The following is a 25,912-nucleotide window of genomic DNA, read 5'->3' as shown; positions in this document are numbered from 1 at the left end:
CCGCCCAGGGTGTTTAATAATCGTTCTGCATTTCTCGTTTTTCAAAGCGTCCAATATCGGCTACTGCCCCAATGACAATCAGAATATCTTCTTTTTGAATCATTTCATCTGCGAGCGGTGAAACAATCACTTCTTTTCCACGCTTAATCGCCACAATATTAATGCCATATCTCGCTCGAATATCGAGATCTAGAAGAGAATGCCCTGCAAGCCTGCTGTTGGCAACGATTTCAATGAGGCTGTACTCATCTGACAGCTCAAGATAATCTAATACGTTATTGGAGATGATTTTATGTGCAATTCGTCTGCCCATGTCCCGCTCTGGATGAACGATGCGGTCAGCCCCAATTTTATTTAGTACCTTTTCGTGATAGTCGTTTTGCGCCTTTACTGTGACCATTTTGACGCCAAGCTCTTTCAGCATGATCGTCGTTAAAATACTGGCCTGAATGTTTTCACCAATCGCAACGATGACATGATCAAAATTGCGAATGCCGAGATTTTTTAAAACAGATTCGTCCGTCGAATCACCAATCACCGCATGTGAGGCAATTTTCGCGTATTCGTTCACTCGATCTTCATTCATATCCATGGCCATGACTTCAAGTCCTTCTTCGCTCAGCGCCTTGCAAATACTCCCGCCAAAGCGTCCAAGACCAATGACTGCATATTCCTTTTTCATGTTCAGACTCCTTTTATCTCACTTACCATGCATTTTACTACGGTTTGATTAATGAATCCATATGCGAGCGAATTTTTTTACGGAACGCTTCACTTAAGTAGAGGTCTGCTCCTTTTTCAATTTCACTGCGGTAATGACCTGGTGGAGCAATTTCTTCGCTCTTTTGAAGAACAAGAAAGGTTAAACAGTCCTCATATATTTGGTCACCTATTTTAACATCCACAAAAGCTGGACGATATGTGCCCTCATATACGCCTTCTCGTTTGTACAAATATCGAATGGCATCAAAAGGAACCTCATATAAAACGCCCTCTGTTTCTCCGCCGTCTTCTACCATATCGGCTCTTGACCCATCAGGCCTCACCAATGTAAATCTAGTTGTAAAGCCGTTCAGAGCACCACCGCCGATGATTTGTTTAAAATAATGATCGACTTCTGCCAGTTTAAATCTTGCATCATCCATACAAGAGCCATAGGCAAAATAATAGAAGGATGCCGGCCTCTGCTGCCATAGTCTATATTCCTTCCAGCAGCCAGTCTCGATTTCCTTCAGCGCTGATGCCTTCTGTTTTGGTAAAGTGTATGTAACAGCCGCCACCAGCCCCCGGTCTGTCATGACATCGACCACCTGCTTGTCATACCCTTCCTCAAGTAAATCTATCTTATTCAGCGTGCTTGCGGTTACCTCGTACAATTCTCCATATACTGTGCTTGTTTCTTCTGGAACGCACGCAGGGTATCCTTGACCTGTATCATAGATTTTGCCGCTGATCCAAGCTGATTTAGCTAATGGTCTGCTTTCTTTCATATATGTCTCGTGGTGTTCTTCATGCTGCAGAAGCGTCCCATATACAAATAAAGCTTTCGCCTTCATGAAATCACGTCCTCTCGCCTTGCTGCTGTCTGCTTTTTTGACACACAGGTAAATAGATATGAAAAGTTGTACCTTTTCCCAGCTCACTGACCACATCCATCCTACCGTGATGATCTTTTAAAATCGTTGCACAGATGGTGAGGCCAAGTCCCGTCCCTTCTGTTTTCGTGGAGAAGAAAGGATCATAGATTTTCTGAATATCCTCTTCAGACATCCCTTTTCCTTCATCTTGAATGGTAATTTTCCATTCGTTCATCACTTTTTCTGTTGATATGTATATGCTGCCGCCTTCAGGCATTGCCTCAATGGCATTTTTGATTAAATTAATGAACAGCTGCTTCATTTGGTTAGCGTCTGCTAATATAGCTCCGGCATCCTGCTTTTTAAATGGCTGTTTGAGATCAATATTCGAAAGGACTGCATTGGTTTTTAGCAATGTAATGACCTGCTCTAACAGTCCATGAAGCTGAACTTCTTGAAAATGGACCGACTGCGGCTTTGCCAGCACAAGCAGTTCACTTAAAACAAAATCAATCCGTTTAATTTCGGAAAAGATAATGTCAAAATAATCGGTTCTTTCAGGATATTGAGTTTTCATTAGCTGCAAAAAGCCGTTTACTGAGGTCAGCGGATTTCTGACTTCATGGGCGATTCCAGCGGCGATTTGTCCTGCAACGGCCAGCTTTTGCGCCTGCATTTGCAATTGTTGATTTGACCTTTCAAGCTCAAGCTTTGCCAGCTTTTGTTTTGTAATATCTGCAACTGTTCCTATACCTCCAGTAAACTGGTGCTCTTCATCAAAGTAGAGCTTATAATGAACGTCTCCCCATACTTTCTTTCCCTCTTTATGAAGAAGCTGGAGCTCGATCCGTCCTGAATCTTTATGTTCTTTGATGACAGATGACAAATGCTGAATAACTCTTTCTTCTTGATCAAAGTACTGATTGTACATCGTACCTAGACATTCATCTATGTCATAGCCGGTCATTTGTTTCCATGCTTGATTTAAGAAAATGATGTGCCCTTTTTCATCTGTTTCAAAGACGATTTCCTGCAAGTTATCTGTAATTCGATTCAGCCGCTCTGTCAGTTCGTGTGCTTCTTTTTCTCTTTTATTTAGATCTGACACAAGCAAAGTCAAGCGGTCTACATACCCTGAGACAACCCAGATCCCTGCTAACACAACGACTGTAAAGGCTAAATCGAGCGGCCAATTAATTTGATAGCCGCCTAGATAATAAAAGAAATCCCAGCTTATGATTAAGATAAATGCAAGAACAGATAACACGATCCGCACTTGATATGTTTTGTTCAAATAATTCCACCTGCCGCCCTGAGATTCTTTGTCAATTGTACCATTTTCCACTTATTTTTTGAGGGAGATGGGGCATTTTTAAGGAACTTTTTTAAAGAAAAATAGCCTGTTCTCAGCACAAAGGAAGAGAGCAGGCTATTTCGATTACTGCTGAAGAGCTTCTTGCAGCTCTTTTAACAGCAGTTCTGCGCCTTCAGCGCTTAATGTAATTTGACCATTTCCGTATTCATGGTTCTCTGATGTAATCTCACCAGTCATGAGACAAACACCCTCTGGCTGATATTTTTTCAAGACGATTTTATCTCCATCTATAAAAAATTCCATACTGTCTTTAATAGCGATATCAAGTGCTCTTCTCAATTCGATTGGCATGACAATACGCCCTAGTTCGTCTACTTTTCTTACGACTCCGATAGATTTCAATTTCGTTCCCTCTTTCTTTCATTAGCTCAAGATCAATCTGTTTTTCACCAATTGATATATCGTAGACGTAAGAGATTCTTAAAAGGTTTCTCCTCTATAAAAATTTTTTTCATAAAAGAAAAAACAAAGGGAAAATTTATTGTGATTGTCAAAATGATACTTGAATTTTACAGATTCATTTCAAGGTGATCACAAACCCCCACAAATGACATCAACCCTCTGAACTTTTAAATGTAAAATTGTTTAAAACAGCAAAAATAGAGATTGGGTGAAAACATGTTTCAAAATGCCGAAATTGGAATTGATTTAGGAACAGCTAACATATTGGTTTATAGTAAAAATAAGGGAATTATTTTAAATGAACCGTCCGTCGTGGCAGTCGATACAGAAACAAAGACTGTACTTGCCGTCGGATCAGAAGCAAAAGAAATGATCGGGAAAACACCTGGGAAAATTGTTGCGATCCGTCCGATGAAAGACGGTGTTATCGCTGATTATGATATGACAACAGATTTACTTAAACAGATCATGAAAAAAGCAGGAAAAAATATCGGGTTTACCTTTAGAAAACCAACTGTCGTTGTATGTACACCTTCTGGATCAACAGCTGTTGAGCGCCGCGCCATCAGCGATGCTGTGAAAAACTGCGGAGCAAAACATGTGCATTTAATTGAAGAACCTGTTGCAGCTGCAATCGGTGCTGATCTTCCGGTAGACGAGCCTGTTGCGAACGTCGTAGTCGATATTGGCGGCGGAACAACAGAAGTTGCGATTATTTCATTTGGCGGTGTTGTCTCTTGTCATTCGATCCGAATTGGCGGCGATCAGCTGGATGAAGATATCATTACGTTTGTCAGAAAGAAATATAACCTATTAATCGGCGAACGGACTGCCGAGCAGGTGAAAATGGAAATTGGGTATGGTCTTATTGAGCATGAGCCTGAATCATTAGAAGTGCGCGGGCGCGACCTTGTGACAGGTCTGCCAAAAACGATCACACTTGTCTCTCATGAAATTCAAGGCGCTATGCGAGAATCACTTCTTCATATTTTAGAAGCGATTCGTGCCACATTAGAGGACAGCCCTCCAGAGCTAAGCGGAGATATTGTAGACCGCGGCGTCATTTTAACTGGCGGAGGCGCTCTGTTAAATGGAATTCAAGAATGGCTCTCTCAAGAGATTGTTGTTCCAGTTCATATTGCAGCTAATCCACTTGAGTCTGTTGCCATTGGAACAGGTCGTTCATTAGAAGTCATCGACAAATTGCAAAAAACATTAAAATAATCTTCATGTTCTACTTCTTTTTTCGTCATTTCGATCATATCGTGAGAAATGGATAAACGTGAAGGAGGAAGAACATGTTGCTTGATTTAGGTAAACGGGTCGTTGTCACAGTCATTTTAACGGGTATTATTTTAGGAGGAATGAGCCTGTCGTTTTCACATATGCCGCCTTCTAATGCACAGCCTGTGAAACAACTGAACCGCTAAAAAAGCCGCACGAAAGCGGCTTTTTTATTTTGGCTTTAAGCGTGCTCCCCATTTTCCTTTTCGGTCATAAATCTGATATGATGAACATGACTAAAGGAGGGTTTTTTATGAGTTCATTTGAAAAACAACTTGATCAATATGCCAAGACCATCGTTGAAGTCGGTGTGAATGTACAAAAGGGGCAGGAAGTGGTTGTATCCGCATTTACTGAATCTGCACACCTTGTTCGTCTTGTCGCGAAACACGCGTATGAGCGCGGGGCGAAAAACGTACATATCCGCTGGAGTGATGGTGTTCTCACCCGTTTAAAATTTGAACATGCGCCACAGGATGTCTTTGAGCAATTCCCAGAATGGGAAGCACAGATGATGGAAACCATCGCAAAACGCGGCGGTGCTTTTATTACCATCCTGTCAGAAAGCCCTGACCTTCTGCGAGGCATTGATTCGAAAAAAATCGCTGCACAGCAAAAAGCTGCTGGTTCAGCACTACATACATATCGTCAATACGTTCAATCTGACAAAGTCGCTTGGACGGTCGTAGGTGCTGCATCAAAAGAATGGGCGAAAAAGATTTTCCCTGATCATACAGATGAAGAAGCTGTCACTTTATTGTGGGATCAAATCTTTAAAGTCGCACGCGCTGATCAAGCAGATCCTGTTGAGGCTTGGAAAAAGCATGATGCGTCATTAAATGAAAAGGTCAAAATACTCAATGAACGTCACTACCATAAGCTTCATTATGAAGCACCGGGCACAGACCTAACGATTGAGCTTCCAGTGCAGCATATTTGGGTAGGTGCTGGCAGCGTAAGTGAACGCGGCGTCTCGTTCATGGCCAACATGCCGACAGAAGAAGTCTTTACCGTACCGAAAAAAGACGGTGTAAATGGGACCGTCTCAAGCACTAAGCCGCTCAGCTATGCCGGAAACATCATTGATGAATTTTCATTAACCTTTGAAAATGGCCGGATTGTGGATGTGAAAGCAAAAGAAGGCGAAGATATTTTAAAATCTCTCGTTGAAACAGATGAAGGCTCTCATTATCTAGGTGAGGTTGCCCTCGTACCAGATGATTCACCAATTTCTAATTCCAATATTCTTTATTACAATACACTTTACGATGAAAATGCATCAAATCACCTTGCGATCGGCAGCGGATATGCGTTTAATATCGAAGGCGGAAAAGAAATGAAACGAGAAGAATTAGACGCAGCGGGTGTGAACAGCAGTATTACACACGTTGATTTCATGATTGGTTCAAAGGAAATGAATATTGACGGGATTACAAAAGACGGGAAACGCGAACCGATCTTCCGAAATGGAAACTGGGCGATTTAATCAAAAAAAGACATCCATAGGATGTCTTTTTTTGTTATGCGTAAAGCTCTTGAAGTCTTTTTTGGATGTCTTGATCTGATAAGAACTCATCATATGTTGTTTGTTTATCGACGATGCCATTTGGCGTCACTTCGATAATTCGGTTTGCGACTGTTTCAACAAACTGATGGTCATGAGATGAGAAGAGCATTGCTCCTTTAAAGCTCATGAGGCCGTTATTCAGCGCTGTAATGGATTCTAGGTCTAAGTGGTTCGTTGGCTCATCCAGCAGCAAAATATTCGCTCCAGACAGCATCATTTTTGATAACATACAACGAACCTTTTCTCCTCCTGATAAGACACTTGCTTTTTTCTTCACTTCTTCCCCAGAGAAAAGCATACGTCCTAAGAAACCACGCAGGAAGCTTTCACTTTGATCATTCGGAGAATATTGACGAAGCCAATCAACGAGATCAACATCGTTTCCTTCAAAATATTCACTATTGTCTTTCGGGAAAAAGGCTTGTGACGTTGTGACACCCCATTTAAATGATCCGCTGTCTGGCTCCATTTCACCAGCAAGGATCTTAAATAAAGTGGACACAGCAAGCTCATTACGGCTTAAGAACGCAATTTTATCTTCGCGGTTCATAATAAAGCTGACATTATCAAGTACTTTCACACCGTCAATTGTTTTTGATAGACCTTCTACTTGAAGGACATCATTTCCGATTTCGCGCTCTGGCGCAAAATGAACATACGGATATTTACGTGAAGACGGCTTAATGTCATCTAAAGAGATTTTATCAAGCAATTTCTTTCTTGATGTCGCTTGCTTCGATTTAGAAGCGTTCGCACTAAACCGGGCAACGAATTCTTGAAGCTGCTTAATTTGTTCTTCTTTTTTCTTATTTGCTTCTTGGCTTAATTTCAGCGCTAACTGGCTGGACTCATACCAAAAATCATAGTTACCGACATATACTTGGATTTTTCCGAAATCAAGGTCCGCAATATGTGTACATACTTTGTTTAAGAAATGACGATCATGCGAAACGACGATGACGGTATTTTCAAAGTTAATGAGGAACTCTTCGAGCCACTGGATCGCTTGTAAGTCCAAGTGGTTCGTTGGCTCATCGAGAAGAAGAACGTCAGGCTTGCCAAATAAAGCTTGAGCTAAAAGTACTTTTACCTTTTCAGAACCGCCAAGCTCAGACATTTTCTTCGATTGAAGGATTTCTGGAATGCCAAGACCCTTTAATAGGATTGCTGCTTCACTTTCAGCTTCCCATCCGTTTAATTCAGCAAACTCACCTTCAAGCTCGGCTGCACGAATCCCGTCTTCATCTGAGAAATCAGGTTTCATATAGATCGCATCTTTCTCCTGCATCACGTCATATAGACGTTTGTGACCCATGATGACGACTTTTAGCACTTCAAACTCTTCGTATTCAAAGTGGTTCTGTTTTAAAATCGCTAAACGCTCACCAGGGCTCATATGAACATCACCCGTTTGAGCCTCAATTTCTCCAGAAAGAATTTTTAGGAACGTTGATTTACCAGCTCCATTGGCACCAATTAATCCGTAGCAGTTGCCAGGAGTGAATTTAATATTTACTTCTTCAAATAGTTTACGATCAGCAAAGCGCAAACTAACATTATTTACTGCAATCATTTATTAATCCTCCATCACTCATTCATCATTATGAAGTATAACATGAATAACGTTTGATAGAAACGTCTCTCGCTAAGAACGAAGGCTTTTTGTCCATTATGGTATAATAAACGGGAATGATTGATTGAAGGAGTTCGGGCGATTTGAGATTACTCACACTGATGGAATACTGTTTATTGATTTTCTTTATGGGCATTTATTTATCTGCAACAGGCTTTAATGCGAAGGACTTTGGCCTTTATATTGGGCTTGTCCTCATTTACACACTGGTCCACATCTTTTCCAAACGCTTTTTACAAAAGCGGGGAAAAGAAAACAAAAAAATCGGATTGTTTCGATCCGTATTAGCCATTACCGGATCTGTATTCGCTTCGGTACTAGCCATTGTGATCATTGTTACAGTGCTCACGCCAAATTAAAAACGACCCTTCTGTAAGGGTCGCTCGTTCAAGCACCTTTCTCTTGCCTCTGAGAAGGTGCTTTTATTTTGTCTGTCGAATGTCGCCAAACGGGAAGAAAACAAATTCTGATGTCCCGACAACCCGATCCTTTTCAATGAGGCCAAGTCCATTTCTGCTGTCCATGGAATTGAGTCTATTGTCCCCCATCACAAAGTAATCGTTTTTCGGTACTTTCACTGGACCAAAATCTCCAGTTAAATGCACTTCATACTCTTTCGCATGCGCCTTGTTCTCTTTTAAATAAGGCTCATCTACTTTTTTACCATTAATGTAAAGCGTATCATCCTTCATTTCAATCGTATCACCTGGAAGGCCGATCAATCGTTTGACATAATGAATCTTCTGTCCATCTTTTCCATTAATAATCACGATGTCACCGCGTTTCACACCACCGAGATAGTTAATGGTTTTGTTGACAAACAGCTTTTCCCCGTCATGAAGTGTCGGTTCCATTGACTCTCCTTCCACTACATACGGTTCAAATATAAATGTACGGATGAGCAAGACGAGCGCAAGTGCAATTAAAATGGCTTTGATCCATTCAAACAGTGAACTTTTCTTCTCTGTTTTGGCTTGCTTCGCATCAGATTGAATGTCATTTTCGTTTTGTTTGTTTTCTTCGTTCAAAATACTGCTTCCTCCTAAGACTTTCTGCTAAAAGACTTGAAACGTGAATTGAATAACTTTACTTTATCATATGTCATTTAAAAATTCACAAGACAACCATCTAATTAGATATTTTTTCCTAATTCACAGATGATTAAACAAAAAGAAGCACCGTTTTTCACGATGCTTCTCTTCTGCATTACGCTTCTTGTTGAACCGGTTTTTTCAAAATACCCAGTAAAATCGCTGTCACAATAGCACCGATTAAGATGCTGATGATGTAAAGAACTGGATGGTTTGTTACCCAGAAAACAAATAGTCCGCCATGCGGTGCAGGAAGCGTCACTCTAAAGAATTCCGTTAATCCGCCAGCAACTGCTGCACCAATAACAGCTGAAGGAATCACACGAAGAGGATCTGCCGCCGCAAACGGGATCGCCCCTTCAGTAATGAAGGCAGCTCCCATGAAGTAGCATGTAATCCCTGCCTCACGGTCACGTTTTGAGAACTTATTTCTAAAGATCGTTGTTGCAAGTGCAATACCTAGTGGTGGAACCATTCCGCCTGCCATAATCGCAGCATGCGGTGCATAGTTGCCAGCAGCAATCATTGCAAGACCAAATGTGTAAGCCGCTTTGTTAATTGGGCCACCCATATCAATTGCCATCATACCAGCTAAAATAATACCCATTAAAACAAGGTTTCCAGTACCTAATGATTCAAGCCAATGTGTTAATCCGTCCATCACCATTTTCACTGGTGTGTTGACAATATAATGCATGATAATGCCTGTGAAGAAAATACCGAACAATGGATACAGCAGAACCGGTTTAATCCCGTCGAGTGTCTGCGGTACGAATGTGAATACTTTTTTGAGCAGCACAACAATGTAACCTGCTAGGAAACCAGCAATCAATCCGCCTAAGAACCCTGCACCTGCTGCTGACGCCATAAAACCACCGACCATACCTGGCGCAAAACCTGGACGATCTGCAATACTCATGGCAATAAATCCAGCTAATACCGCAACGATTAAGGCAAGCGCATTATCGCCGCCAATTCCTTTTAAGACAGCTGCAAATGAATTAAATGAAGGGTCCTTAGGATCTGCTGAGTTAATGCCCCAGAAGAATGAAATCGCAACAAGAATACCGCCTCCGACAACAAATGGAAGCATGTTACTTACACCACTCATTAAGTGCTTGTAAAATCCGCTTCTTCCTTTGCCAGATGATTCATTTTCCTCTTTAGAAGAACTGCCGCCTGAACCTTTATAAATCGGCGCATCTTGATTGATTGCTTTTTCAATTAATTCCTGTGGACGGCGAATACCAGCTGTTACAGGGACTTCAATGACATGCTTGCCTTTAAAGCGTTCCATCTCTACTTGCTTGTCCGCTGCCACAATGATGGCTGGTGCTTCTTCAATTTCTTTTGCTGTAAGGGCATGTTTAATACCGCCAGAGCCGTTTGTTTCAACTTTAATGTCAACGCCCATTTCCTTTGCTTTTTCTTTCAAAGCATCTGCTGCCATAAATGTATGGGCAATACCTGTCGGGCAGGCTGTTACCGCTAAAATTTTAGCAGGCTTTCCTTCTGCAGCCGGCTCCTCTTGAACTTCCTCTTCTTCTTCATCATCTTGATCATGTGTATTGATGATCTCAATGATTTCATCTTCAGTCGCCGCTTCAAGGAGCTGCTTTCGAATTTCTTCACGCATAAGAAGTGTGGATAAACGAGAAAGTGCCTCTAAGTGCGTGTTGTTTGCACCTTCAGTTGCGGCAATCATAAAGACAAGATGACTCGGCTGTGCGTCTAGTGATTCATAATCTACACCAGCAGTTGAGCGGCCAAATGCAATGGCAGGCTCTTTTACACTTGCTGTTTTAGCATGCGGGATGGCAATTCCTTCGCCAATACCAGTAGAGCTCTGTTTTTCACGATTGATCACAGCTTCTTTGTAGCCCTCTTTATCATTTAACTTGCCTGCTGTATCTAAAACAGTGACCAGCTCTTCAATGACTGCTTCTTTCTGCTGGCTGTCTAATTGAAGCTTAATGGTATGCTTCGTGAGTAGTTCTGTAATTTTCATGATGACTCCTCCTTTAAATGCGTGTGACTTTTACTTGTGGTAATAGTGTGTCAACAAGCTCTTTTGTGCCAAGCTCCTCAGAAAAGGCTGTAGCGCTTCCTGAAGTAACACCAAGCTTAAATGAATCTTCAATTGAAAGGCCTTTTGAAACGCCGGCTAAAAACCCTGCAACGACTGAATCCCCTGCTCCAACTGAATTAACGAGCGTTCCCTTTGGAACATTGGACTGAAAGATACCTTCTTTACTGAATAAAAGAGCGCCATCTCCAGCCATGGAGACGATGACATGTTCAGCACCTTGTTCTAACAGCTTTTTCCCATAAGGAATTGCATCTGCTGCTGATGAAATACTCGTCTCAAACATTTCACCAAGCTCATGATGATTTGGCTTCATTAAGAACGGTTTCATGTCTGCTGCTTTTTTTAACGCTTCGCCAGAAATATCAAGAACAACTCTTACACCTTGCTCTCTGCAAACTTCAGCAATACGCTCATATGTGTTATGAGGTAATGAAGAAGGAATGCTGCCAGCTAAAACCACGACATCTCCTTCAGTCAATGAAGAAAATTGAGATAGAAACGACTCAAATTGCGCTTCAGTAATTGATGGGCCGAGTCCGTTGATTTCTGTCTCTTCACCTGTTTTTAGTTTCACATTGATTCTTGTATCTTCTGACACCTCGTGAAAGGCTGTTTGTAATTGTTCGTTCTGTAAAAAATCTTGAATATATTTGCCTGTAAATCCACCAATGAATCCAAGTGCTTTTGATTCAACACCGTGACGTTTTAAAAGCCTTGAGACATTGATTCCTTTACCACCTGGATATTTTTGATCATAGGTTGAACGATTTAAACCGCCGACTGCAAAATCCTCCACGTGTACGATGTAATCAACTGATGGGTTTAAAGTAACTGTATAAATCATGTTTTCACTACCTTTATAACCGTTTTTTCATGGTAATTATCGAATGAATCCTCTTTTGCGTCGTTTGTGATAATGGTGGCTTCCTGTAAACTAGCAAAGGCTGAAAACGATATTTCGCCAAACTTCGAGGCATCTGATAAGATATAGGTTTTTTTCGCCTGTTTCATGGCTCTTTTTTTCATGAGTGCTTCCTCTGGATCAGGCGTTGTAAAACCCGCCTCGGGATGAATGCCGTTTGTCCCAACAAAGCTTTTGTCAAAACGATAATTTTCCATCGCTGTCAAAGCTGCGGCTCCCACCATGGCTCCTGTTCGATGTTTCACTGATCCGCCTATCAAGTAAAAAGTAATGCCTTTTCTCATAAGTGCTTCAATGTGCATCACACCGTTTGTCACTACAACAATATCTTGATCTGGATCGATATATTCAATCATTTGCTGTGTGGTTGTACCTGCATCTAAATAAATACAGTCGCCCTGTTTTAAAAGAGATGCCGCTGCCTCTGCTACCAATGACTTTTCTTGAAGGTTTTTGGCAGATTTCTCAAATACATCTGGTTCAAGGCGAATACTCGAAATCTTGGCTGCTCCTCCATGAACCCTTTTAAGAAATCCTTTTTCTTCAAGGGCTGATAAATCTCTTCTAATTGTAGATTCAGACGCATCCGTCATCATCGTTAAGTCCTGTATTTTAATGACATCATTTTCTTCTAAGCTGTCGATAATGAGTTGATGTCTTTCCGGTGTTAACATGAGAACACCCCTTTTGAAAACGTATTCATTTTGCGCGCACCTTTATTGTAATCGCTTTTTTCAACATTATCAATACAAAACAATCAAATACATTCAATAACTATCAAAATCTTTCACCATGGTCATCTTACCTTTATATGTACCATTTGTAAACTGAAAAATATGTGACATTATGATGAAAGTCATGATATTAGCATTTCTATCATTTTTTATTTCATTCAATGGAACTAAAAAAAGCTTTTATGCGATTTGCATAAAAGCTTTTGGTGTGTAATGAAGGCGAATGTAGACCATTTGTATGCTTTTTTCTTCTCCGAATTATTCATACCTGAGCGATTCAATAGGGTCTAGTCTCGCTGCTTTATTCGCAGGAATTAACCCAAAAACAATACCAATGAGCATACTAAACAGTACGCCTCCACAAACCACTTGCCAAGATACGAGAGACGGCCAGCCGGCAAATAGTGATACTAGCGAAGCGCCGCCTAAACCAAGTGCAATTCCCATCAGCCCGCCGATGAGTGTTAAAACGACAGACTCAATTAAAAACTGAACGAGAATTTGCGCCCTTGTTGCGCCCATCGCCTTTCGAATACCGATTTCTCTTGTCCTCTCTGTCACAGAAACGAGCATAATATTCATCACACCGATGCCGCCAACAAGTAAAGAGATTCCGGCGATTGAGCCAATGATCGTTGTCATAACGGACGTTATTTGACCGATCCCTTCTGCGATTTCTTCCATATTGATCATTTCGTAAGCATCTTCTGTATGATGATTTTCATTTAATATGGCAGCCGCGCTCTTTCCTACTTCCTTCATTTGATCCGCATGTGCGACTTGAATAGACAACTTATCATATTCATTCATACCAAATGTGGAGGTGAGCATCGCAAATGGGACATATATTTCATTCATATCAAATGAAAACATCCCTTTCTGTTTTGCTAACACACCGATGACTTCAACTGGCTGTCCGTTTATCCAAATCAGTTCACCTAATGCCTTTTGTCCATTGAATAGTTCTTTTTGTAAGCCATCCGAGATGAGGGCAGCTCTTCTGCCGCTTCTAAAGTCAATATCTCTTAAATTCTGTCCTTCTGCGATTTGTAATGAATGTACATCCGTATACCCCTCATTTATGCCGTTAACTGTCGCATCAACTGTCGTATCTTGAAATCTCAGCTGCATTCCTTGTGCAGTCGAGGAGGCGATCTGCTTCACCCCATTGATTGTCCTAATGCTTTTTATGTCTTCCTCAGTAAATGAGGCTTCAAATAAAGCATTTGGATTTGCATTTAACTCTTCGTCAGAAGGCGTATATGTCATATCAATGGTATTGTTTGGACCTGAAATCGATCCTTTTAACATTTGCTCACCGCCTTGACCGATCGCCACGACTGCAATGACTGATCCAACACCAATAATAATCCCAAGCATCGTTAAAATAGAACGTAATTTATGAGCTAAAACCGAATTCAGCGCTATTTTGATATTTTCAAAGAGTTTCATTCATAGCGTCCCCTTGTATCCATCTATCTTCAACAAGCCGTCCATCTCTCACAACGACCGTACGGTTTGTGTACGCAGCTATTTCTTCTTCATGGGTGACAAGCACAATCGTTGTCCCTTCCTCATTCAGCTGTGTAAACTGTTCCATAATTGACATGCTTGTTTTTGAGTCGAGGGCACCAGTCGGTTCATCTGCTAAAATAAGCTGAGGCATATTGACAATCGCTCGTGCAATGGCCACCCTTTGCTTTTGTCCTCCTGACAACTCACTTGGCATATGTTTCATTCGATCTGCCAAACCAACCTTTTCAAGCGCCAATTCCGCACGTTCTTTTCTTTCCTTTTGGCTGATCCCAGCGTAAATCATTGGCAGTTCAACATTGCGCCTCGCATTTAACCTTGGCAGGAGGTGAAATTGCTGAAAAACAAATCCAATGGATTGATTTCGAATGACCGCAAGCTCTTGATCCTTTGCTGCTGACAGCTCTGTACCTTGAAAATGATATTGTCCTGTCGTCGGGCGGTCTAAACAGCCAATAATATTCATTAATGTTGACTTCCCAGAGCCGGACGGGCCCATAATGGACATATACTCGCCTTTTTCAATGACAAGATTCATGTCACTTAATACATCAAATGTTTCGTGTGCGACCTCATAGCTTTTTGTTACGTTGGAAAGCTGAATCATTCAGCATCCACTTCCATTCCGTCATACATATCATCTGCTCTATGAGCAATGATTTGATCCTCTGCCTTGACACCTTTTGTCACTTCAAGATCATGACCTGATGTTTCCCCTATGACCACTTTTACTTTTTTCAGTACATTTTTTCGAACAACATAAACGTATTGTCCATCAGTCTCTTTTTTTACCGCTGTTTCAGGAATCGTTTGCGCTTGGCGCTTATCAGTTTCAATTTCCATGATCATTTTAAAACCAGGCTTCGCCTCAGGTTTCTTTCCCTTTATTTCAACTTCAACAGGATATTGAACCGTTTGATCGCTCGAAGTTGTTTCGGCTGCAGTCTGGACAGGAACAGCGCCCACTTTTTTCACGACTCCTTGCCAGCTCTTCCCGCGAATGACATCAGACGTTACCTTCACTTTTTGCTTCTTTTTGATTTTGATGGCATCATACTCTGAGATCAAACCTCGCACAATCATTTTTTTCTCATGACCAATATGGATGATCGGCTGCCTTTCTTCCGGCCCCCCTGCTCCGTCCTCTTGCTCAATGGAAATGACTGTTCCATCAATTTTACTATGTACGGTTAAATCTTCTATTTGCGCCTTTACTTTTTCTTGGCTGATCTCTGCTTGCTTTTGTTCTAATTCAACCGCTTTCAGTTCTAATTGAAGCTGATCTCGCTCGCTTTTGGCATTAGCGTCAGATCCGCCTGCTTTTTTCTCATCTAATTCACTCAGCCTTTTTTGCAATTGTTCCAGTTTTAATGTACTTGACTCAGCGGCTAGTGCTTGCTGCTGCTCCTCAAGCTCCAGTTCCTTGTTTTCATATGTAAGAAGCGGCGTTCCAGCCTTTACCTTTTCCCCTTCTTTCACAGCAATTCCCTTCAATTTCCCTTTTTCCTCTTCTTCATAGATGAACTGCTCTTCAGAGAACGAAAGTGTACCGGGTGTCATCACCGTAGATGTGATTTCTTTCGGCGTGAGTTTGACTGTTTTAATCGCTGCTGTAGAAGCAGGCTTTGCTTGGTTTTTCGCAATATTAAATCCAATAAATAGTCCAATCACAATAATTAAAATAGATCCGATGATGATTTTCTTTCTCATAAAAACCTTCTACCCCCAGCTTACTGATATGTTAATTGCTGTTCCTATATATTGAAAAATTAACGATAAGATATAAAAAACGCCTATAATCACCCAAGAAATTCTCGGTGATATACGCCCAACTCGGATGAATAAAAAACCTGTTAAAACAAGATTCCAGATCACAAAAAGATCGATATTGGCTAACACCGCCTGCCATGGACCAGAAATTCGAATGAGCGCGTTTAACGAGGTAACCGTGATGTCTTTTGGAACATGAAAAAGGATGACTGCCAAATGAGAAATAATCGTTCCAATGATCGTCACGGGCGTAATGAACAGGACCGCTGAAAACAGCTGCCGAAATGATGCATCACCTTTCGCTAAAAATACGATGAACTTATATATAGCTGCATTGATGACAATGCCAAATACCAGGCCAATGAGCGTCACCACATAAACAACAGGTACCGGCAAACTTAAATCTGCCCACATTCCCTTATTTACGAGCTCAGACAAATAAGTCACAACGACTGTTAAAATAAGCACACAAGATAAAGGCCACCAAACAACTGGATGTTCCCATACTCTAATCAGGTGCTCTGATGGTCTTGTGCTCACTCCAATGATCGTAGGTTTTTGCATGTTTTCTTTCATCAAATGTCATCCTCTCTATGTCAAGCAAGTATGCAAACGCACAATGACGCTCTTTTTCTTTCTATTTTATCAAAAGATTGCCAATAAGTGATCGATCATTTAATTTTCTTATTTTCGTTGAGAAAAAATTTTATCTATTATTCTATTTTCACGAATGAAATCCTTCAAATGACCTCATGATCCGACCATATTCATATCCAGAATCGTGCTTTTACTGACTTAAAAACATTTTATTAAGTAAACAATATGTCTTTCGGAATAAATATCCTTTTCTTTTGGATTCGCATAGTCTTACATAGACACAACAATTTTTTGTTAAAATAATCCTAGTAATTTCGGCAAATCCCGGCTTTATAGGACTATGAATGGTTTCTTTTACAGAACAAATAAGTCTTTAGTATCAATACTTTCATATTAAAAAATTAAAAATAAAGGGATTTTACTTGATCAAAAGTTATTTTTTCATATAATGTAAAATAGAGGTAGGTTAAATGATAGTGGAAATGGAGTCAAGTGAATGTTAAGAGAAAAATTGAAAATGCAATTGATTTTACTGTATGAAAAGGAACAAGAAGCATGGCAATACTTTCGAAAGGAAAGAGAATCGATTTATCATGAGCTCAAATTACTTGATATGAAAGAAAGCAGACCTTCTAACGACAAAATATACTACGCTGCAAGATGTGTAGATATTATTAAAGAGAAAAAGGGAAGCATTGTGAGCACAAAAGAATTAAAGGAACAGCTTCAAGCTCAAACAGATTTCAATGTGAGACGAATCAGCGAATTGTATGATCTCATTCAGCAGCTCGATCCTCACATTTCTAAAGCAAGAAGGGGATGTTTTATTTACGAAGATCACACCCAAGCACCTCTACAAACTTTTCACACATAAAAAATTGGTTACAGCCGGGTGGCCATAACCAAATCCTCTAATATCTATTATCCACCACTTACAGGAGGAATGAGTGCAACAGTGTCCCCGCTACGCACTTCAGCATTTCCCCTCGTATATATTTCGTTGACTGCAACCATTACATTTTGTGCAGCATCAACACCATATACCTCCTGTAATTCTATTTTAATCTCATCAACCGTTGTTTGATCTTTTTGAATGATGATTTGTTGTTTACCGGCCTTCTCAGCAAGGCCGGCGAACAATAACACATTAATCATGCTGATCACCTTCTTTTTCTGCAAGTTGAAGATGGCTAGGTTTACCTTCTGGATATGAAACCGTTTCAAGCTGATCACCTATCCAGGCCTCTCCATCTTCCCAATATTCTTTTTTCCAAATAGGAACGATTTCCTTGATTCGTTCAATAGCATATTCATTGGCTTCGTAGGCAGCCTTCCTATGAGGAGACGAAACGGCGATCGCAACAGCAATATCGGTTATCTCAAGTGTTCCAATCCGGTGCACAATCGCAGCTTCAGTGTCAGGCCACCGATTCTTCATTTCTTGTCCAATCTGCCTTAGCATGTTTTCCGCCATTGGTATGTATGCTTCGTAGGTTAAACGCAATGTTTTCTTGCCGTTTGTCCATTCTCTGACCGTCCCGATAAACGTTGTAATAGCTCCTGCCTTTCGTCTTGTCACATACTGAATCAATTCGTTTACCTCAATCGGCGTTTTTGTTATTTTAAAAAGTTCGCTCAAAACGTGCCGCCTCCCTTCAATAAGTGAAAAGCAAATGTCATCCCGCGCTTATCAAAAGCTGAAAACACAGGAAACGGGTAATTTTCGGTTAATGGATCCTCTTGAGAAAAATAAATAGCTGCTTGTATATTAGAAAGAGTTGAAAGGTCAATAAGCTCCTCTTCATTCTTGACACAAACGATTTTGCGATAAGGCGCCTGTTTGTACCCCTCTATGAGAACAGCGTCTAACGGAAGATGCTGACACATGTTGAGCAGCTGCTCTAACGTGAAGTCCTGCATCGAAAAGTGAAATTCACCTTCTCCTTCCACACCTGCGGCATATGCACCTGCCTGAATATATCGATCAGTATCTTTTTCTTTGAAAAGACGATCTGGTGTCCCGCCATGTCCATGATGTTTAAAGCAGCCTAGCTTCAGCCCTTCACATTCAGCCAACTGACAGAGCTTTTCGATCAACGTGGTCTTGCCGCTATTTTGATAACCGACCACCTGTAATATGCTTAATTTGTCATCCAGCATGGAGACCCACCGCCTTTGTGCTGAAACAGCAGAACATCAACTTGATCACCTGCTTGAAAACCTCTTGTTCCCCCAGGCAGCACGATGAAACAGTCAGCCTCTGCAATAGAGGTCACTGCACTTGATTTATCAAGACCTGTTGGAGTCACACTGATCTGACTGCCAGTGAATTGAAGGGCCGCCCTGACAAAACGAGTGAACGGATTGGCTTTTGGAAAATCATGTGTGAGTTTCGCCTCAGCAAAAGTGGAAAACGGATTTTCTTTCCTATACCATTTATAAATGATCGGTTTCACAAATAATTCAAAGCCCACAAAACAGGCAGCAGGGTTTCCGGACAGCCCAAACAGCAATTGACCATTCGGCATTGCAGCCACAGTCGTCACACTTCCAGGTCTCATGGCTACTTTATTAAACAGGACCTTGGCTCCCAGCTTTTCATAAATAGCAGGCAGAAAGTCAAAATCACCCACTGACACACCGCCTGTTGTGATCAGAATGTCTACCTTACTCATAGCTGCTTTTACTGCATGATAACTTTTGTCAAAATCATCGGAGACTCCGCCTAAATCAAGCGGCTCAGCTCCGGCCTCAAGTACTTGCGCATAGACCATACTAAGATTACTATTTCTAATCTTGCCGTCCACCATGGCATCACTTACTTGAAGAAGCTCTGTGCCCGTTGAGATAATGCCAATCAACGGTTTTTTTACTACTGGCACTACCGCATATCCGAATGTCGCCAATAGAGCCGTGACGCCAGGAGTGACATCTGTTCCTTTTTTGACCATCACGTTTCCTTTAAGTACTTCTTCTCCTTGACGAGAAATATTGTCTCCCTTTTTCAGCGGTCTGTTCAGTGACATGATTGATTTGCCGCCTTTTTCAAAAGTCTTCGTCAGTTCAATCATGATGACGACATTTGCGCCATTTGGAATTTTTGCTCCTGTCATAATACGAATGGCCTGAAAGGGACCGATGGTTTTTGCTGAGACCATTCCTGCACCAATATGATCAATGACCTCGAATTCAACTGGATGCGCACTTGACGCTTCTTTTGTATCTTCTGCCCGAAGTGCAAAGCCATCATACGGAGAACGATCAAATGCCGGAACATCATGGTCTGCCAAAATATCTTCTGCAATACACCGTCCAAGGCTGTCTTTTAAAGGGACCCATTCTATTTCTCCATGTTTTTCGTATTGATGGACTTTCTTTATTGCCTCTTCTACTGGTATTGGCTGCCGTCTTTCCATCACACATCACTCCTATATCCCTAGCAGTCTTGCTAGTAATGAATTGGCTTCTTTTTCATCATTTGTTCCATGGATTAATGCACGTCCCCCTTTGAAACAGACCATTCGGTAGTTTTCGTAGCGTACATGGATTAAGAAGTCGTTTACTTCCACCTCACATATAGATGAGAGCCGCTCTTTCATATGCTGAAATGATAGTTTTGCTAAATCCTTTGATACAATTTGAACGGTGTCACGTCCGCAAAGGACCGTCGATTTTTTACGCTGATCATGTAAATAAGGATAGGTCCTTGCCGTGCCGCAAGTTGGACAGGTCTTCTCTTTAGTGCGAGATAAATCCATTTTAAATGATGTAGACTGCCAAAGATCAAACGTGACAAATTTCCGCTCGATTTGCTCTTCATGACCTGTTAAATATTTGAGTGCCTCTGTTTGCTGATAAGCAGAAACCATTTGAACGGCAGGTGAAATAATCCCCGCTGTATCGCACGTCAAGCCGCCAACAGGCATTGCCGTGAACACACATGATAAACATGGCGTTTTATCCGGCAATATGGTCATATACATCCCCTGACTGCTCACACAAGCGCCATATATCCACGGCGTCTTCGTTTCTAGTGATAAATCATTCATCACCATTCTTGTCTCAAAATTATCTGTTGCATCAATAACGATATCTGCTCTCTGGAATAACGGCCTTAACAGCTCCGCCCCTGCATCTTCAATCAGGGCGTGTATCGTCACTTCATGATTGATCTGCTCGAGACGTTTTTTTGCCGCTGCTGCTTTTGGCACATGTGCGTTTGCATCATGTTCCGTGTACAGCTGCTGCCGCTGTAAATTTGAAAATTCCACATAATCACGATCGACAATCGTAAGCGTACCAATGCCAGACCGAACAAGCCCTTCCGCAGAGGCGGTACCAAGAGCACCGGCTCCAACGATCAGAACATGACTTTCAGCCAACGCATGCTGTCCTTTTTCCCCAACCGGAGGGAACAAGATTTGTCTTGAATATCGGTCATTCAATGCTGTTCTCTCCTCACCGTTTTTTATGTATCATATCATACCGTTTTCAGGTAAATCGCTTCTTTTATTGATATTACGAAATTCGTTTGATGTCACGTTCAGTTCTTCCTCTGAAACGATGCACACTTGAAGCTTTTGAAGCAAGTCCTTGACGGCAAATTGATTCTCTTTTAAACACGCGCGAATAAACGGCAGAGAGCGGCGGTGATAAAGCGCAAACAAAGGCTGTAATCTGCCCTGAACAAGCGGGATAATGGCATCTGTGTGCTCGCTGAAATAGGACGATAATACTTCCGCCGTTTCCTTCCGGATGAAAGGCATATCACATGCCGTTACTAAATACCATTCTGCCTCTTGCTTTTGCATCGCCGTATATATGCCGGCAAGCGGTCCGCATCCGCGCACCTCTTCATCATCTAACCACACACTTTGTTCACCTCTTGCTTTGAAAAAAGGAAGAAGCGACGGATGGCTGATGATAACCGTCTGCCCTTCTAAAAGCTGCTCTTTCACATGCTCATATAATGGTTTCCCTTGATACATATGACTTGCCTTTGGCTCTCCAAAGCGTCTGGAAGCGCCTCCAGCTAAAATGACATTCACTACGTGCATCCTCTAAGTCCTCCTTTGATATGGTTGTTCTAATCGCACTCCTTTCGCATACTTTATTGGTAACATGAATAAGGAGGGTCTATCGATGAACAGGCGCCATTCTTCTCCCCTATTCCATGATTTATCTCAAGAGAATTTATACTTAAAAGCTGAAACTGCCAAATATCAACAAATGATCTCTGATTTACAGTCCTCATATACGTATTCTAAAAATAAGAAGTTAACTCAAGAATATCATGAGATGAAAAAGGATTTCACGCAATTAAAACAACAATTGGATGAAATGACCAATGATCAACACGATGCTGCCTCAAAAATACAGGAACTCTCCTACAGCAAATCAGAATTATTACATAAAATTGTCCTTCTCCATGAGATGCTGCAAAAGGAAACCTATCATAGAAGAAAAGAAACCGAAGAAAAACACAAGCTGCATTTGAAAGTTGTCAAATATAAGGAAATCTCTCAACAATTAAATGAGCGGATAGAGGATCAAGATAAACAGCTTGCAAAAGAGGAGAAAAAAGGAAATACTTTATCCGCAGTGATTGAGAAGCTGCAGCAAACATTGAGCGATAAAAATGCAGAGTTTCATGTATTACAGGAAGGAGTCAGACACCTTCAAGAGCGTTTTTATGAAACACAAGAGAAATTGCTGCAAATAGAAAAAGCAAAAGAAGCGATTTTTTACGAAACGCTCACAAGCTATCAAAAACAGTTAGCAGAAAGCGAAGAATGGATCGCCTCACATTTTGCTGATATTGACCAGTCAGCAAAAACAAATGCACAGCCATTCTCACGAGACCGCATCCTGCAAACGACAGAAGAAATCGAACCGATCTTGAAGAAACTCAACGAACAAGTTCAAACACTTCAGGAACACGTTGATGCAGTGCAGCGTAATGGAGAGGTCATGACAGTCAAAATCGACAGCTTCAAAAAACAGCGTGATCACCTGCCCAAGGAACGCAAAATTGTCTATACAGTTGATCAAAAGAAGTAATTCTCGAAATAAAAAACTGCTGGCTTTTACGCCCAGCAGTTTTTTATTTTATTCGTCTTCTGTTTGAATGTCGCCTTCTAAAATATACTGTCCACGATAAGGCTTCTTCACTTCAGGATACATTTTAATTAAGCTTTGCATAAACGTTGTCATATTTGGGATTTCAAGACCGCTCTCTTTTTCGATCTCTTTTTGAAGTTCTGAGCTTTTAATCGCTGCATTATGACGTTTTAACGTTTTAATCGCAGCTTCACGAAGCTTCGCTGCCTTAGAGCCAGGACGAGCTGTGCCTCTTCTGCGTCTTGTCGATCCTTCAGGAATACCTACAGGTGCACCGTTTAGCTGTCCTGTTCCTAAAGATGATGATTGTGGTTGTGCCGGCTGCTGGTAGCTTCTCATTTCTTGCGCAGCAAGCTCAGCTAATACAGGCAGTGAATCCGTCTTTCTCTCTGTACGTACTTCTTTTTTTGTATCTGACACTAGACCTGTTCCTTGACGGTCTAATTCTCTTAATTTTGCATAAATCGCATCTCGCTCAATTTGATATTCACGGATGACCTTTACTTCTGCCTCGTTTAATTGTTCCAATCGTAAACGTAACGCTTCCCTCTCATTAAACAATGGATTTCCCCCTCATCATATAAAAAATATTCTATAGTAAATATTAGATTAGAAAACTAATTTTATCAACTATTTTTTTATCATTTTACAGTTTGCTAACAGATAGGTATTTTCAACTAAAATTTTGCCAAAGAGGAAAAATCGGCACCCATTTCATTGCCACTATAGGCTTTTGACAAACCTTAAAATATTGTAAAAAAATTGAATAAACGCTTATACTACTTGATTTATATAGTTATTTACCTAACTGAAATTTCTTTTGTGCAAAAACGTTCTGAATAGTAAAAAGTTAAAATCTTTACATTTTCATTTCAAAACAAAAATGTAAATAGGTCGTTATACCTTTTTGTTTCAGGGATATTTTTTAATAAACTCCCTCATTTTCTCTTTTCTTAGGAATAACAAACTCGTCCAGTGCAATACGCCGCCTGTTTTTACCCATGAAAAAACCCCCATTTATGGGGGAAAGCTTATTCTGCAGCCTTTTCAGACTCAGAAAGCACTCGATTGACACGTTTTTCAAGCATTTTCATTCCGCTTCCGCCGGCTTGGAAGTGGCGCAAAGCACCTGTTTTATCAAACACATAATATGCCGGTACATATTCGTTTTCAAAGGCTTCTGTTAAGTGATGATCACTGTCCACAAAGATTGGCTGCGTGATTTCATGCTCTTTCGCAACTTCTTTGATTTTTTCTAGATCTAGGTCATCCTCTGAACGAGGCATATGAACTGCCACAACGTTTAGTTGATCCTTGTATTCATCACGGAATTGATTGACTTGAGGCATTGCCTCTTTACAAAGATGACAGCTGACTGACCAGAAATGAATCAATGTTGGTTTGTCACCAATCAAATCTTCTTTTGTTACTTCTCCATTTAACCATTCTTTTGCACCAGTTAGTTCTGGCATTGGTTGACGTAATTTCATTATGAAGCGCCTCCATCCATTGTATGTGTCGAAACAAAAAGGTCTAACATCAGTTAGACCCTCCTGTTTCTTCAGTTATCAATTAAAGTGTTTTTTGACCAGGTTTCCAGTTCGCTGGGCAAAGTCCACCAGTTTGTAATGCTTGAAGAACACGTAATGTCTCATCTACATCACGACCGATATTGTTGTGGAATACTGTTTGGTATTGTAGTTCGCCTTCTGGGTTAATGATGAATAAACCGCGAAGAGCAATTCCTTCTTCTTCGATTAAAACGCCGTATTCTCTAGATACTGTGTGGTTAGTATCAGCAGCTAACGGGTATTTTAATTCACCTAGACCATTATCTTTACGGTCTGTATTGATCCAAGCAAGATGCGTGTGGATTGTATCAGTAGATACACCAATGATTTCTGCATCTAAATCTTCGAACTCGTCATAACGATCGCTCATTGCTGTAATTTCAGTTGGGCAAACAAATGTGAAATCCATTGGATAGAAGAAAAGAACTGTCCATTTGTCATTCTTCATGTTTTCCTCTAAACTTACTTTACCAAATTCCTTGTTAGCAAGTACTGCTTCCATTTCAAAACGTGGAGCTTGTTTTCCTACAAAACGCTCTGCCATATGTAAATCCCTCCAAAAAATAATATCTTTATACAGTCTTCTTAGCTGTATATAAAATGAGAATCAAAACTTAAAATTCTCATTTAGTTAATAACTTCACAATTACAATTATACTACTTATGCGATTTTTAGTCAATATTAATTAATAATAAATTTAATTAACGATTTGTCACAATTCCTGCTCTACTTATCAAAAGTTTAACATGACTTGCATAAGGGAACAAATGATTAGCTTCTCTTTTAGAGCATACATAGAAAGGTTTTGAAGATTATGAGAGCATTTCAACAAGTAGATTGGGTTTCCATTATCCTCAATAGCAGTATGATTTTGCTAAAACTAGTCGCCATTTTTGCCATTTACTTTATCATCAGAGCCATAGGAAACAAGATGATTAAGCGCGCCTATTCAACATTCGCTGAAAAGCATGAAGTCTCTTTATCAAGAGCTCAGACACTGCAAAGTTTGACGTTAAATATTTTCGCCTACTTATTGATTTTTATTCTAGTTGTGATGATCCTCGACTTATTTCATTATAACCCGACCGCTTTGCTGGCAGGTGCGGGCGTTGTGGGACTTGCGATCGGTTTTGGCGCTCAAGGGTTAGTGAGTGATATTGTGACCGGATTCTTTATATTATTGGAAAAACAATTTGATGTAGGAGAATATATAACGGTCGCTGGCTTTGATGGGATTGTCGAACAAATTGGCCTAAGAACCACGCAGCTTCGAAGCTTTGACGGCACCCTTCATTTCATTCCAAATCGCAGCATACTGAATGTGAGCAATCATTCAAGAGGAACGATGCAGGCACTCGTTGATATTGAGCTGTCACCGGATGAAAATGTGGATCAGATGATCACAGCCCTTCAAGCTGCCTGTGATGAGGTGCGAGAGGAAACTCCGCAAATTATCGAAGGTCCTCAAGTTGTCGGCGTAGAGGCGTTCGGTTCTTCTTCCCTTGTGCTGCGCATCATAGCGAAAACTGAAACAATGGAGCAATGGCGAGTGGAACGAATCTTGCGCAAAAAAATGAAAGAAGTACTCGATATAGAAAAAGAGCAAAAAGAACCGGGATCATAATCTACCGGTTCTTTTTCTTGTT

At 40.8% G+C, this 25,912-nt stretch carries 29 protein-coding genes; 7 read left to right on the top strand and 22 right to left on the bottom strand.

Features of this window, described 5'->3' with window-relative positions:
* Window positions 1-13: 13 nt before the first annotated feature.
* From NSU11_RS07080 to NSU11_RS07065, 4 genes are all read right to left on the bottom strand, one after another.
* The gene (locus NSU11_RS07080) at window positions 14-682 is read right to left on the bottom strand and encodes a TrkA family potassium uptake protein (RefSeq protein ID WP_008345123.1); all 669 of its coding nucleotides are present in this window, start codon (window positions 680-682) and stop codon (window positions 14-16) included.
* A gap of 37 nt (window positions 683-719) precedes the next feature.
* Window positions 720-1,556, bottom strand: coding sequence for a gamma-glutamylcyclotransferase (locus tag NSU11_RS07075; protein WP_342493866.1), 837 nt, complete (start codon window positions 1,554-1,556; stop codon window positions 720-722).
* Window positions 1,557-1,560: 4 nt separating this feature from the next.
* Window positions 1,561-2,871 (bottom strand): ATP-binding protein, encoded by a 1,311-nt coding sequence (locus NSU11_RS07070; RefSeq protein ID WP_058837764.1) that lies wholly within the window; start codon window positions 2,869-2,871, stop codon window positions 1,561-1,563.
* Window positions 2,872-3,015: 144 nt separating this feature from the next.
* On the bottom strand, window positions 3,016-3,294 hold the full coding sequence (locus NSU11_RS07065) for an AbrB/MazE/SpoVT family DNA-binding domain-containing protein (protein WP_017359400.1): 279 nt from the start codon (window positions 3,292-3,294) through the stop codon (window positions 3,016-3,018).
* A gap of 276 nt (window positions 3,295-3,570) precedes the next feature.
* Here NSU11_RS07065 and mreBH point away from each other — a divergent pair, with 276 nt between their 5' ends.
* From mreBH to NSU11_RS07050, 3 genes are all read left to right on the top strand, one after another.
* On the top strand, window positions 3,571-4,578 hold the full coding sequence (gene mreBH / locus NSU11_RS07060; protein ID WP_024424745.1) for a rod-share determining protein MreBH: 1,008 nt from the start codon (window positions 3,571-3,573) through the stop codon (window positions 4,576-4,578).
* Window positions 4,579-4,652: 74 nt separating this feature from the next.
* Window positions 4,653-4,784 carry a protein YkpC gene (locus NSU11_RS07055; RefSeq protein ID WP_003210922.1) on the top strand — a complete coding sequence of 44 codons (132 nt, stop codon included), beginning with the start codon at window positions 4,653-4,655 and terminating at the stop codon, window positions 4,782-4,784.
* 107 nt (window positions 4,785-4,891) lie between these two features.
* Window positions 4,892-6,124, top strand: a complete 1,233-nt coding sequence (locus NSU11_RS07050; RefSeq protein ID WP_058837765.1) for an aminopeptidase — start codon at window positions 4,892-4,894, stop codon at window positions 6,122-6,124.
* Between the two features lie 34 nt (window positions 6,125-6,158).
* Here the strand turns inward: NSU11_RS07050 and NSU11_RS07045 are convergent, their stop codons facing one another.
* On the bottom strand, window positions 6,159-7,778 hold the full coding sequence (locus tag NSU11_RS07045; RefSeq protein ID WP_342493865.1) for an ATP-binding cassette domain-containing protein: 1,620 nt from the start codon (window positions 7,776-7,778) through the stop codon (window positions 6,159-6,161).
* Between the two features lie 143 nt (window positions 7,779-7,921).
* Between NSU11_RS07045 and NSU11_RS07040 the strand changes: the two genes are divergently transcribed.
* Entirely contained in the window at window positions 7,922-8,197 is a 276-nt protein-coding gene (locus NSU11_RS07040; protein ID WP_039178200.1) for a hypothetical protein, read from the top strand.
* Window positions 8,198-8,260: 63 nt separating this feature from the next.
* Here the strand turns inward: NSU11_RS07040 and lepB are convergent, their stop codons facing one another.
* From lepB to NSU11_RS07000, 8 genes are all read right to left on the bottom strand, one after another.
* The gene (lepB, locus tag NSU11_RS07035; RefSeq protein ID WP_029706712.1) at window positions 8,261-8,833 is read right to left on the bottom strand and encodes a signal peptidase I; all 573 of its coding nucleotides are present in this window, start codon (window positions 8,831-8,833) and stop codon (window positions 8,261-8,263) included.
* A gap of 211 nt (window positions 8,834-9,044) precedes the next feature.
* Window positions 9,045-10,937, bottom strand: a complete 1,893-nt coding sequence (locus NSU11_RS07030; protein ID WP_342493864.1) for a fructose-specific PTS transporter subunit EIIC — start codon at window positions 10,935-10,937, stop codon at window positions 9,045-9,047.
* Between the two features lie 13 nt (window positions 10,938-10,950).
* Window positions 10,951-11,862 (bottom strand): 1-phosphofructokinase, encoded by a 912-nt coding sequence (gene pfkB / locus NSU11_RS07025; RefSeq protein WP_024424740.1) that lies wholly within the window; start codon window positions 11,860-11,862, stop codon window positions 10,951-10,953.
* Window positions 11,859-12,614, bottom strand: a complete 756-nt coding sequence (locus NSU11_RS07020; protein WP_024424739.1) for a DeoR/GlpR family DNA-binding transcription regulator — start codon at window positions 12,612-12,614, stop codon at window positions 11,859-11,861. Before NSU11_RS07020 ends, pfkB begins: the two co-directional genes overlap by 4 nt.
* Window positions 12,615-12,932: 318 nt before the next feature.
* On the bottom strand, window positions 12,933-14,126 hold the full coding sequence (locus tag NSU11_RS07015; protein ID WP_024424738.1) for an ABC transporter permease: 1,194 nt from the start codon (window positions 14,124-14,126) through the stop codon (window positions 12,933-12,935).
* Window positions 14,113-14,814, bottom strand: coding sequence for an ABC transporter ATP-binding protein (locus tag NSU11_RS07010; RefSeq protein ID WP_024424737.1), 702 nt, complete (start codon window positions 14,812-14,814; stop codon window positions 14,113-14,115). Before NSU11_RS07010 ends, NSU11_RS07015 begins: the two co-directional genes overlap by 14 nt.
* On the bottom strand, window positions 14,811-15,917 hold the full coding sequence (locus NSU11_RS07005; protein WP_342493863.1) for an efflux RND transporter periplasmic adaptor subunit: 1,107 nt from the start codon (window positions 15,915-15,917) through the stop codon (window positions 14,811-14,813). The genes NSU11_RS07010 and NSU11_RS07005 overlap by 4 nt, the downstream gene beginning before the upstream one ends.
* Window positions 15,918-15,926: 9 nt before the next feature.
* Window positions 15,927-16,553 (bottom strand): YIP1 family protein, encoded by a 627-nt coding sequence (locus tag NSU11_RS07000; protein WP_024424735.1) that lies wholly within the window; start codon window positions 16,551-16,553, stop codon window positions 15,927-15,929.
* 517 nt (window positions 16,554-17,070) lie between these two features.
* On the opposite strand from NSU11_RS07000, the gene NSU11_RS06995 reads away from it, so the two are divergent.
* Window positions 17,071-17,448: a hypothetical protein gene (locus tag NSU11_RS06995; RefSeq protein ID WP_024424734.1), complete on the top strand. Its 378-nt coding sequence runs from the start codon at window positions 17,071-17,073 to the stop codon at window positions 17,446-17,448.
* Window positions 17,449-17,495: 47 nt separating this feature from the next.
* Here the strand turns inward: NSU11_RS06995 and moaD are convergent, their stop codons facing one another.
* The 6 genes from moaD to NSU11_RS06965 are packed head-to-tail and all read right to left on the bottom strand — an operon-like array spanning window position 17,496 to window position 21,631.
* Entirely contained in the window at window positions 17,496-17,729 is a 234-nt protein-coding gene (gene moaD / locus NSU11_RS06990) for a molybdopterin converting factor subunit 1 (RefSeq protein WP_024424733.1), read from the bottom strand.
* Complete coding sequence (locus tag NSU11_RS06985; RefSeq protein WP_024424732.1) at window positions 17,722-18,213, bottom strand: molybdenum cofactor biosynthesis protein MoaE; 492 nt, start codon at window positions 18,211-18,213, stop codon at window positions 17,722-17,724. The genes moaD and NSU11_RS06985 overlap by 8 nt, the downstream gene beginning before the upstream one ends.
* Window positions 18,210-18,734, bottom strand: a complete 525-nt coding sequence (gene mobB / locus NSU11_RS06980; protein ID WP_024424784.1) for a molybdopterin-guanine dinucleotide biosynthesis protein B — start codon at window positions 18,732-18,734, stop codon at window positions 18,210-18,212. The genes NSU11_RS06985 and mobB overlap by 4 nt, the downstream gene beginning before the upstream one ends.
* The gene (gene glp, locus NSU11_RS06975; RefSeq protein ID WP_024424731.1) at window positions 18,716-19,993 is read right to left on the bottom strand and encodes a gephyrin-like molybdotransferase Glp; all 1,278 of its coding nucleotides are present in this window, start codon (window positions 19,991-19,993) and stop codon (window positions 18,716-18,718) included. Before glp ends, mobB begins: the two co-directional genes overlap by 19 nt.
* A gap of 9 nt (window positions 19,994-20,002) precedes the next feature.
* Window positions 20,003-21,019, bottom strand: a complete 1,017-nt coding sequence (locus NSU11_RS06970; protein WP_024424730.1) for a thiazole biosynthesis adenylyltransferase ThiF — start codon at window positions 21,017-21,019, stop codon at window positions 20,003-20,005.
* A 30-nt stretch (window positions 21,020-21,049) separates the two neighbouring features.
* Window positions 21,050-21,631: a molybdenum cofactor guanylyltransferase gene (locus tag NSU11_RS06965; protein WP_332284469.1), complete on the bottom strand. Its 582-nt coding sequence runs from the start codon at window positions 21,629-21,631 to the stop codon at window positions 21,050-21,052.
* Window positions 21,632-21,716: 85 nt separating this feature from the next.
* On the opposite strand from NSU11_RS06965, the gene NSU11_RS06960 reads away from it, so the two are divergent.
* Window positions 21,717-22,634 carry a hypothetical protein gene (locus NSU11_RS06960; protein WP_024424729.1) on the top strand — a complete coding sequence of 306 codons (918 nt, stop codon included), beginning with the start codon at window positions 21,717-21,719 and terminating at the stop codon, window positions 22,632-22,634.
* A gap of 48 nt (window positions 22,635-22,682) precedes the next feature.
* Here NSU11_RS06960 and rok read toward each other — a convergent pair whose 3' ends face one another.
* The 3 genes from rok to ahpA all read right to left on the bottom strand — a co-directional run bounded on the left by rok (window position 22,683) and on the right by ahpA (window position 24,809).
* Window positions 22,683-23,255 carry a transcriptional regulator Rok gene (rok, locus tag NSU11_RS06955; protein WP_024426871.1) on the bottom strand — a complete coding sequence of 191 codons (573 nt, stop codon included), beginning with the start codon at window positions 23,253-23,255 and terminating at the stop codon, window positions 22,683-22,685.
* A gap of 470 nt (window positions 23,256-23,725) precedes the next feature.
* Complete coding sequence (locus tag NSU11_RS06950; RefSeq protein ID WP_024424727.1) at window positions 23,726-24,184, bottom strand: TlpA disulfide reductase family protein; 459 nt, start codon at window positions 24,182-24,184, stop codon at window positions 23,726-23,728.
* Window positions 24,185-24,266: 82 nt separating this feature from the next.
* Window positions 24,267-24,809, bottom strand: a complete 543-nt coding sequence (gene ahpA / locus NSU11_RS06945; RefSeq protein WP_003211758.1) for a biofilm-specific peroxidase AhpA — start codon at window positions 24,807-24,809, stop codon at window positions 24,267-24,269.
* A gap of 271 nt (window positions 24,810-25,080) precedes the next feature.
* Here ahpA and NSU11_RS06940 point away from each other — a divergent pair, with 271 nt between their 5' ends.
* Window positions 25,081-25,890, top strand: a complete 810-nt coding sequence (locus NSU11_RS06940; protein ID WP_024424726.1) for a mechanosensitive ion channel family protein — start codon at window positions 25,081-25,083, stop codon at window positions 25,888-25,890.
* The last annotated feature ends 22 nt before the right edge of the window (window positions 25,891-25,912 follow it).

Source organism: Bacillus sp. FSL R5-0712 (assembly GCF_038593285.1).
Taxonomy (GTDB): Bacteria; Bacillota; Bacilli; order Bacillales; family Bacillaceae; genus Bacillus; species Bacillus safensis.
This window is presented reverse-complemented; position numbering and strand designations above follow the sequence as displayed.

Coding starts and splice junctions, on each gene's coding strand:
- NSU11_RS06995 (WP_024424734.1), top strand. CDS start 17,071: ATGTTAAGAGAAAAATTGAAAATGCAATTGATTTTACTGTATGAAAAG.
- NSU11_RS07010 (WP_024424737.1), bottom strand. CDS start 14,814: ATGATTCAGCTTTCCAACGTAACAAAAAGCTATGAGGTCGCACACGAA.
- NSU11_RS07055 (WP_003210922.1), top strand. CDS start 4,653: ATGTTGCTTGATTTAGGTAAACGGGTCGTTGTCACAGTCATTTTAACG.
- NSU11_RS07005 (WP_342493863.1), bottom strand. CDS start 15,917: ATGAGAAAGAAAATCATCATCGGATCTATTTTAATTATTGTGATTGGA.
- NSU11_RS07015 (WP_024424738.1), bottom strand. CDS start 14,126: ATGAAACTCTTTGAAAATATCAAAATAGCGCTGAATTCGGTTTTAGCT.
- moaD (WP_024424733.1), bottom strand. CDS start 17,729: ATGATTAATGTGTTATTGTTCGCCGGCCTTGCTGAGAAGGCCGGTAAA.
- NSU11_RS06950 (WP_024424727.1), bottom strand. CDS start 24,184: ATGAAATTACGTCAACCAATGCCAGAACTAACTGGTGCAAAAGAATGG.
- NSU11_RS07020 (WP_024424739.1), bottom strand. CDS start 12,614: ATGTTAACACCGGAAAGACATCAACTCATTATCGACAGCTTAGAAGAA.
- ahpA (WP_003211758.1), bottom strand. CDS start 24,809: ATGGCAGAGCGTTTTGTAGGAAAACAAGCTCCACGTTTTGAAATGGAA.
- pfkB (WP_024424740.1), bottom strand. CDS start 11,862: ATGATTTATACAGTTACTTTAAACCCATCAGTTGATTACATCGTACAC.
- mobB (WP_024424784.1), bottom strand. CDS start 18,734: ATGCTGGATGACAAATTAAGCATATTACAGGTGGTCGGTTATCAAAAT.
- NSU11_RS06965 (WP_332284469.1), bottom strand. CDS start 21,631: ATGCACGTAGTGAATGTCATTTTAGCTGGAGGCGCTTCCAGACGCTTT.
- NSU11_RS07045 (WP_342493865.1), bottom strand. CDS start 7,778: ATGATTGCAGTAAATAATGTTAGTTTGCGCTTTGCTGATCGTAAACTA.
- NSU11_RS06960 (WP_024424729.1), top strand. CDS start 21,717: ATGAACAGGCGCCATTCTTCTCCCCTATTCCATGATTTATCTCAAGAG.
- NSU11_RS07000 (WP_024424735.1), bottom strand. CDS start 16,553: ATGAAAGAAAACATGCAAAAACCTACGATCATTGGAGTGAGCACAAGA.
- NSU11_RS06940 (WP_024424726.1), top strand. CDS start 25,081: ATGAGAGCATTTCAACAAGTAGATTGGGTTTCCATTATCCTCAATAGC.
- NSU11_RS07075 (WP_342493866.1), bottom strand. CDS start 1,556: ATGAAGGCGAAAGCTTTATTTGTATATGGGACGCTTCTGCAGCATGAA.
- mreBH (WP_024424745.1), top strand. CDS start 3,571: ATGTTTCAAAATGCCGAAATTGGAATTGATTTAGGAACAGCTAACATA.
- NSU11_RS07080 (WP_008345123.1), bottom strand. CDS start 682: ATGAAAAAGGAATATGCAGTCATTGGTCTTGGACGCTTTGGCGGGAGT.
- NSU11_RS07050 (WP_058837765.1), top strand. CDS start 4,892: ATGAGTTCATTTGAAAAACAACTTGATCAATATGCCAAGACCATCGTT.
- NSU11_RS07030 (WP_342493864.1), bottom strand. CDS start 10,937: ATGAAAATTACAGAACTACTCACGAAGCATACCATTAAGCTTCAATTA.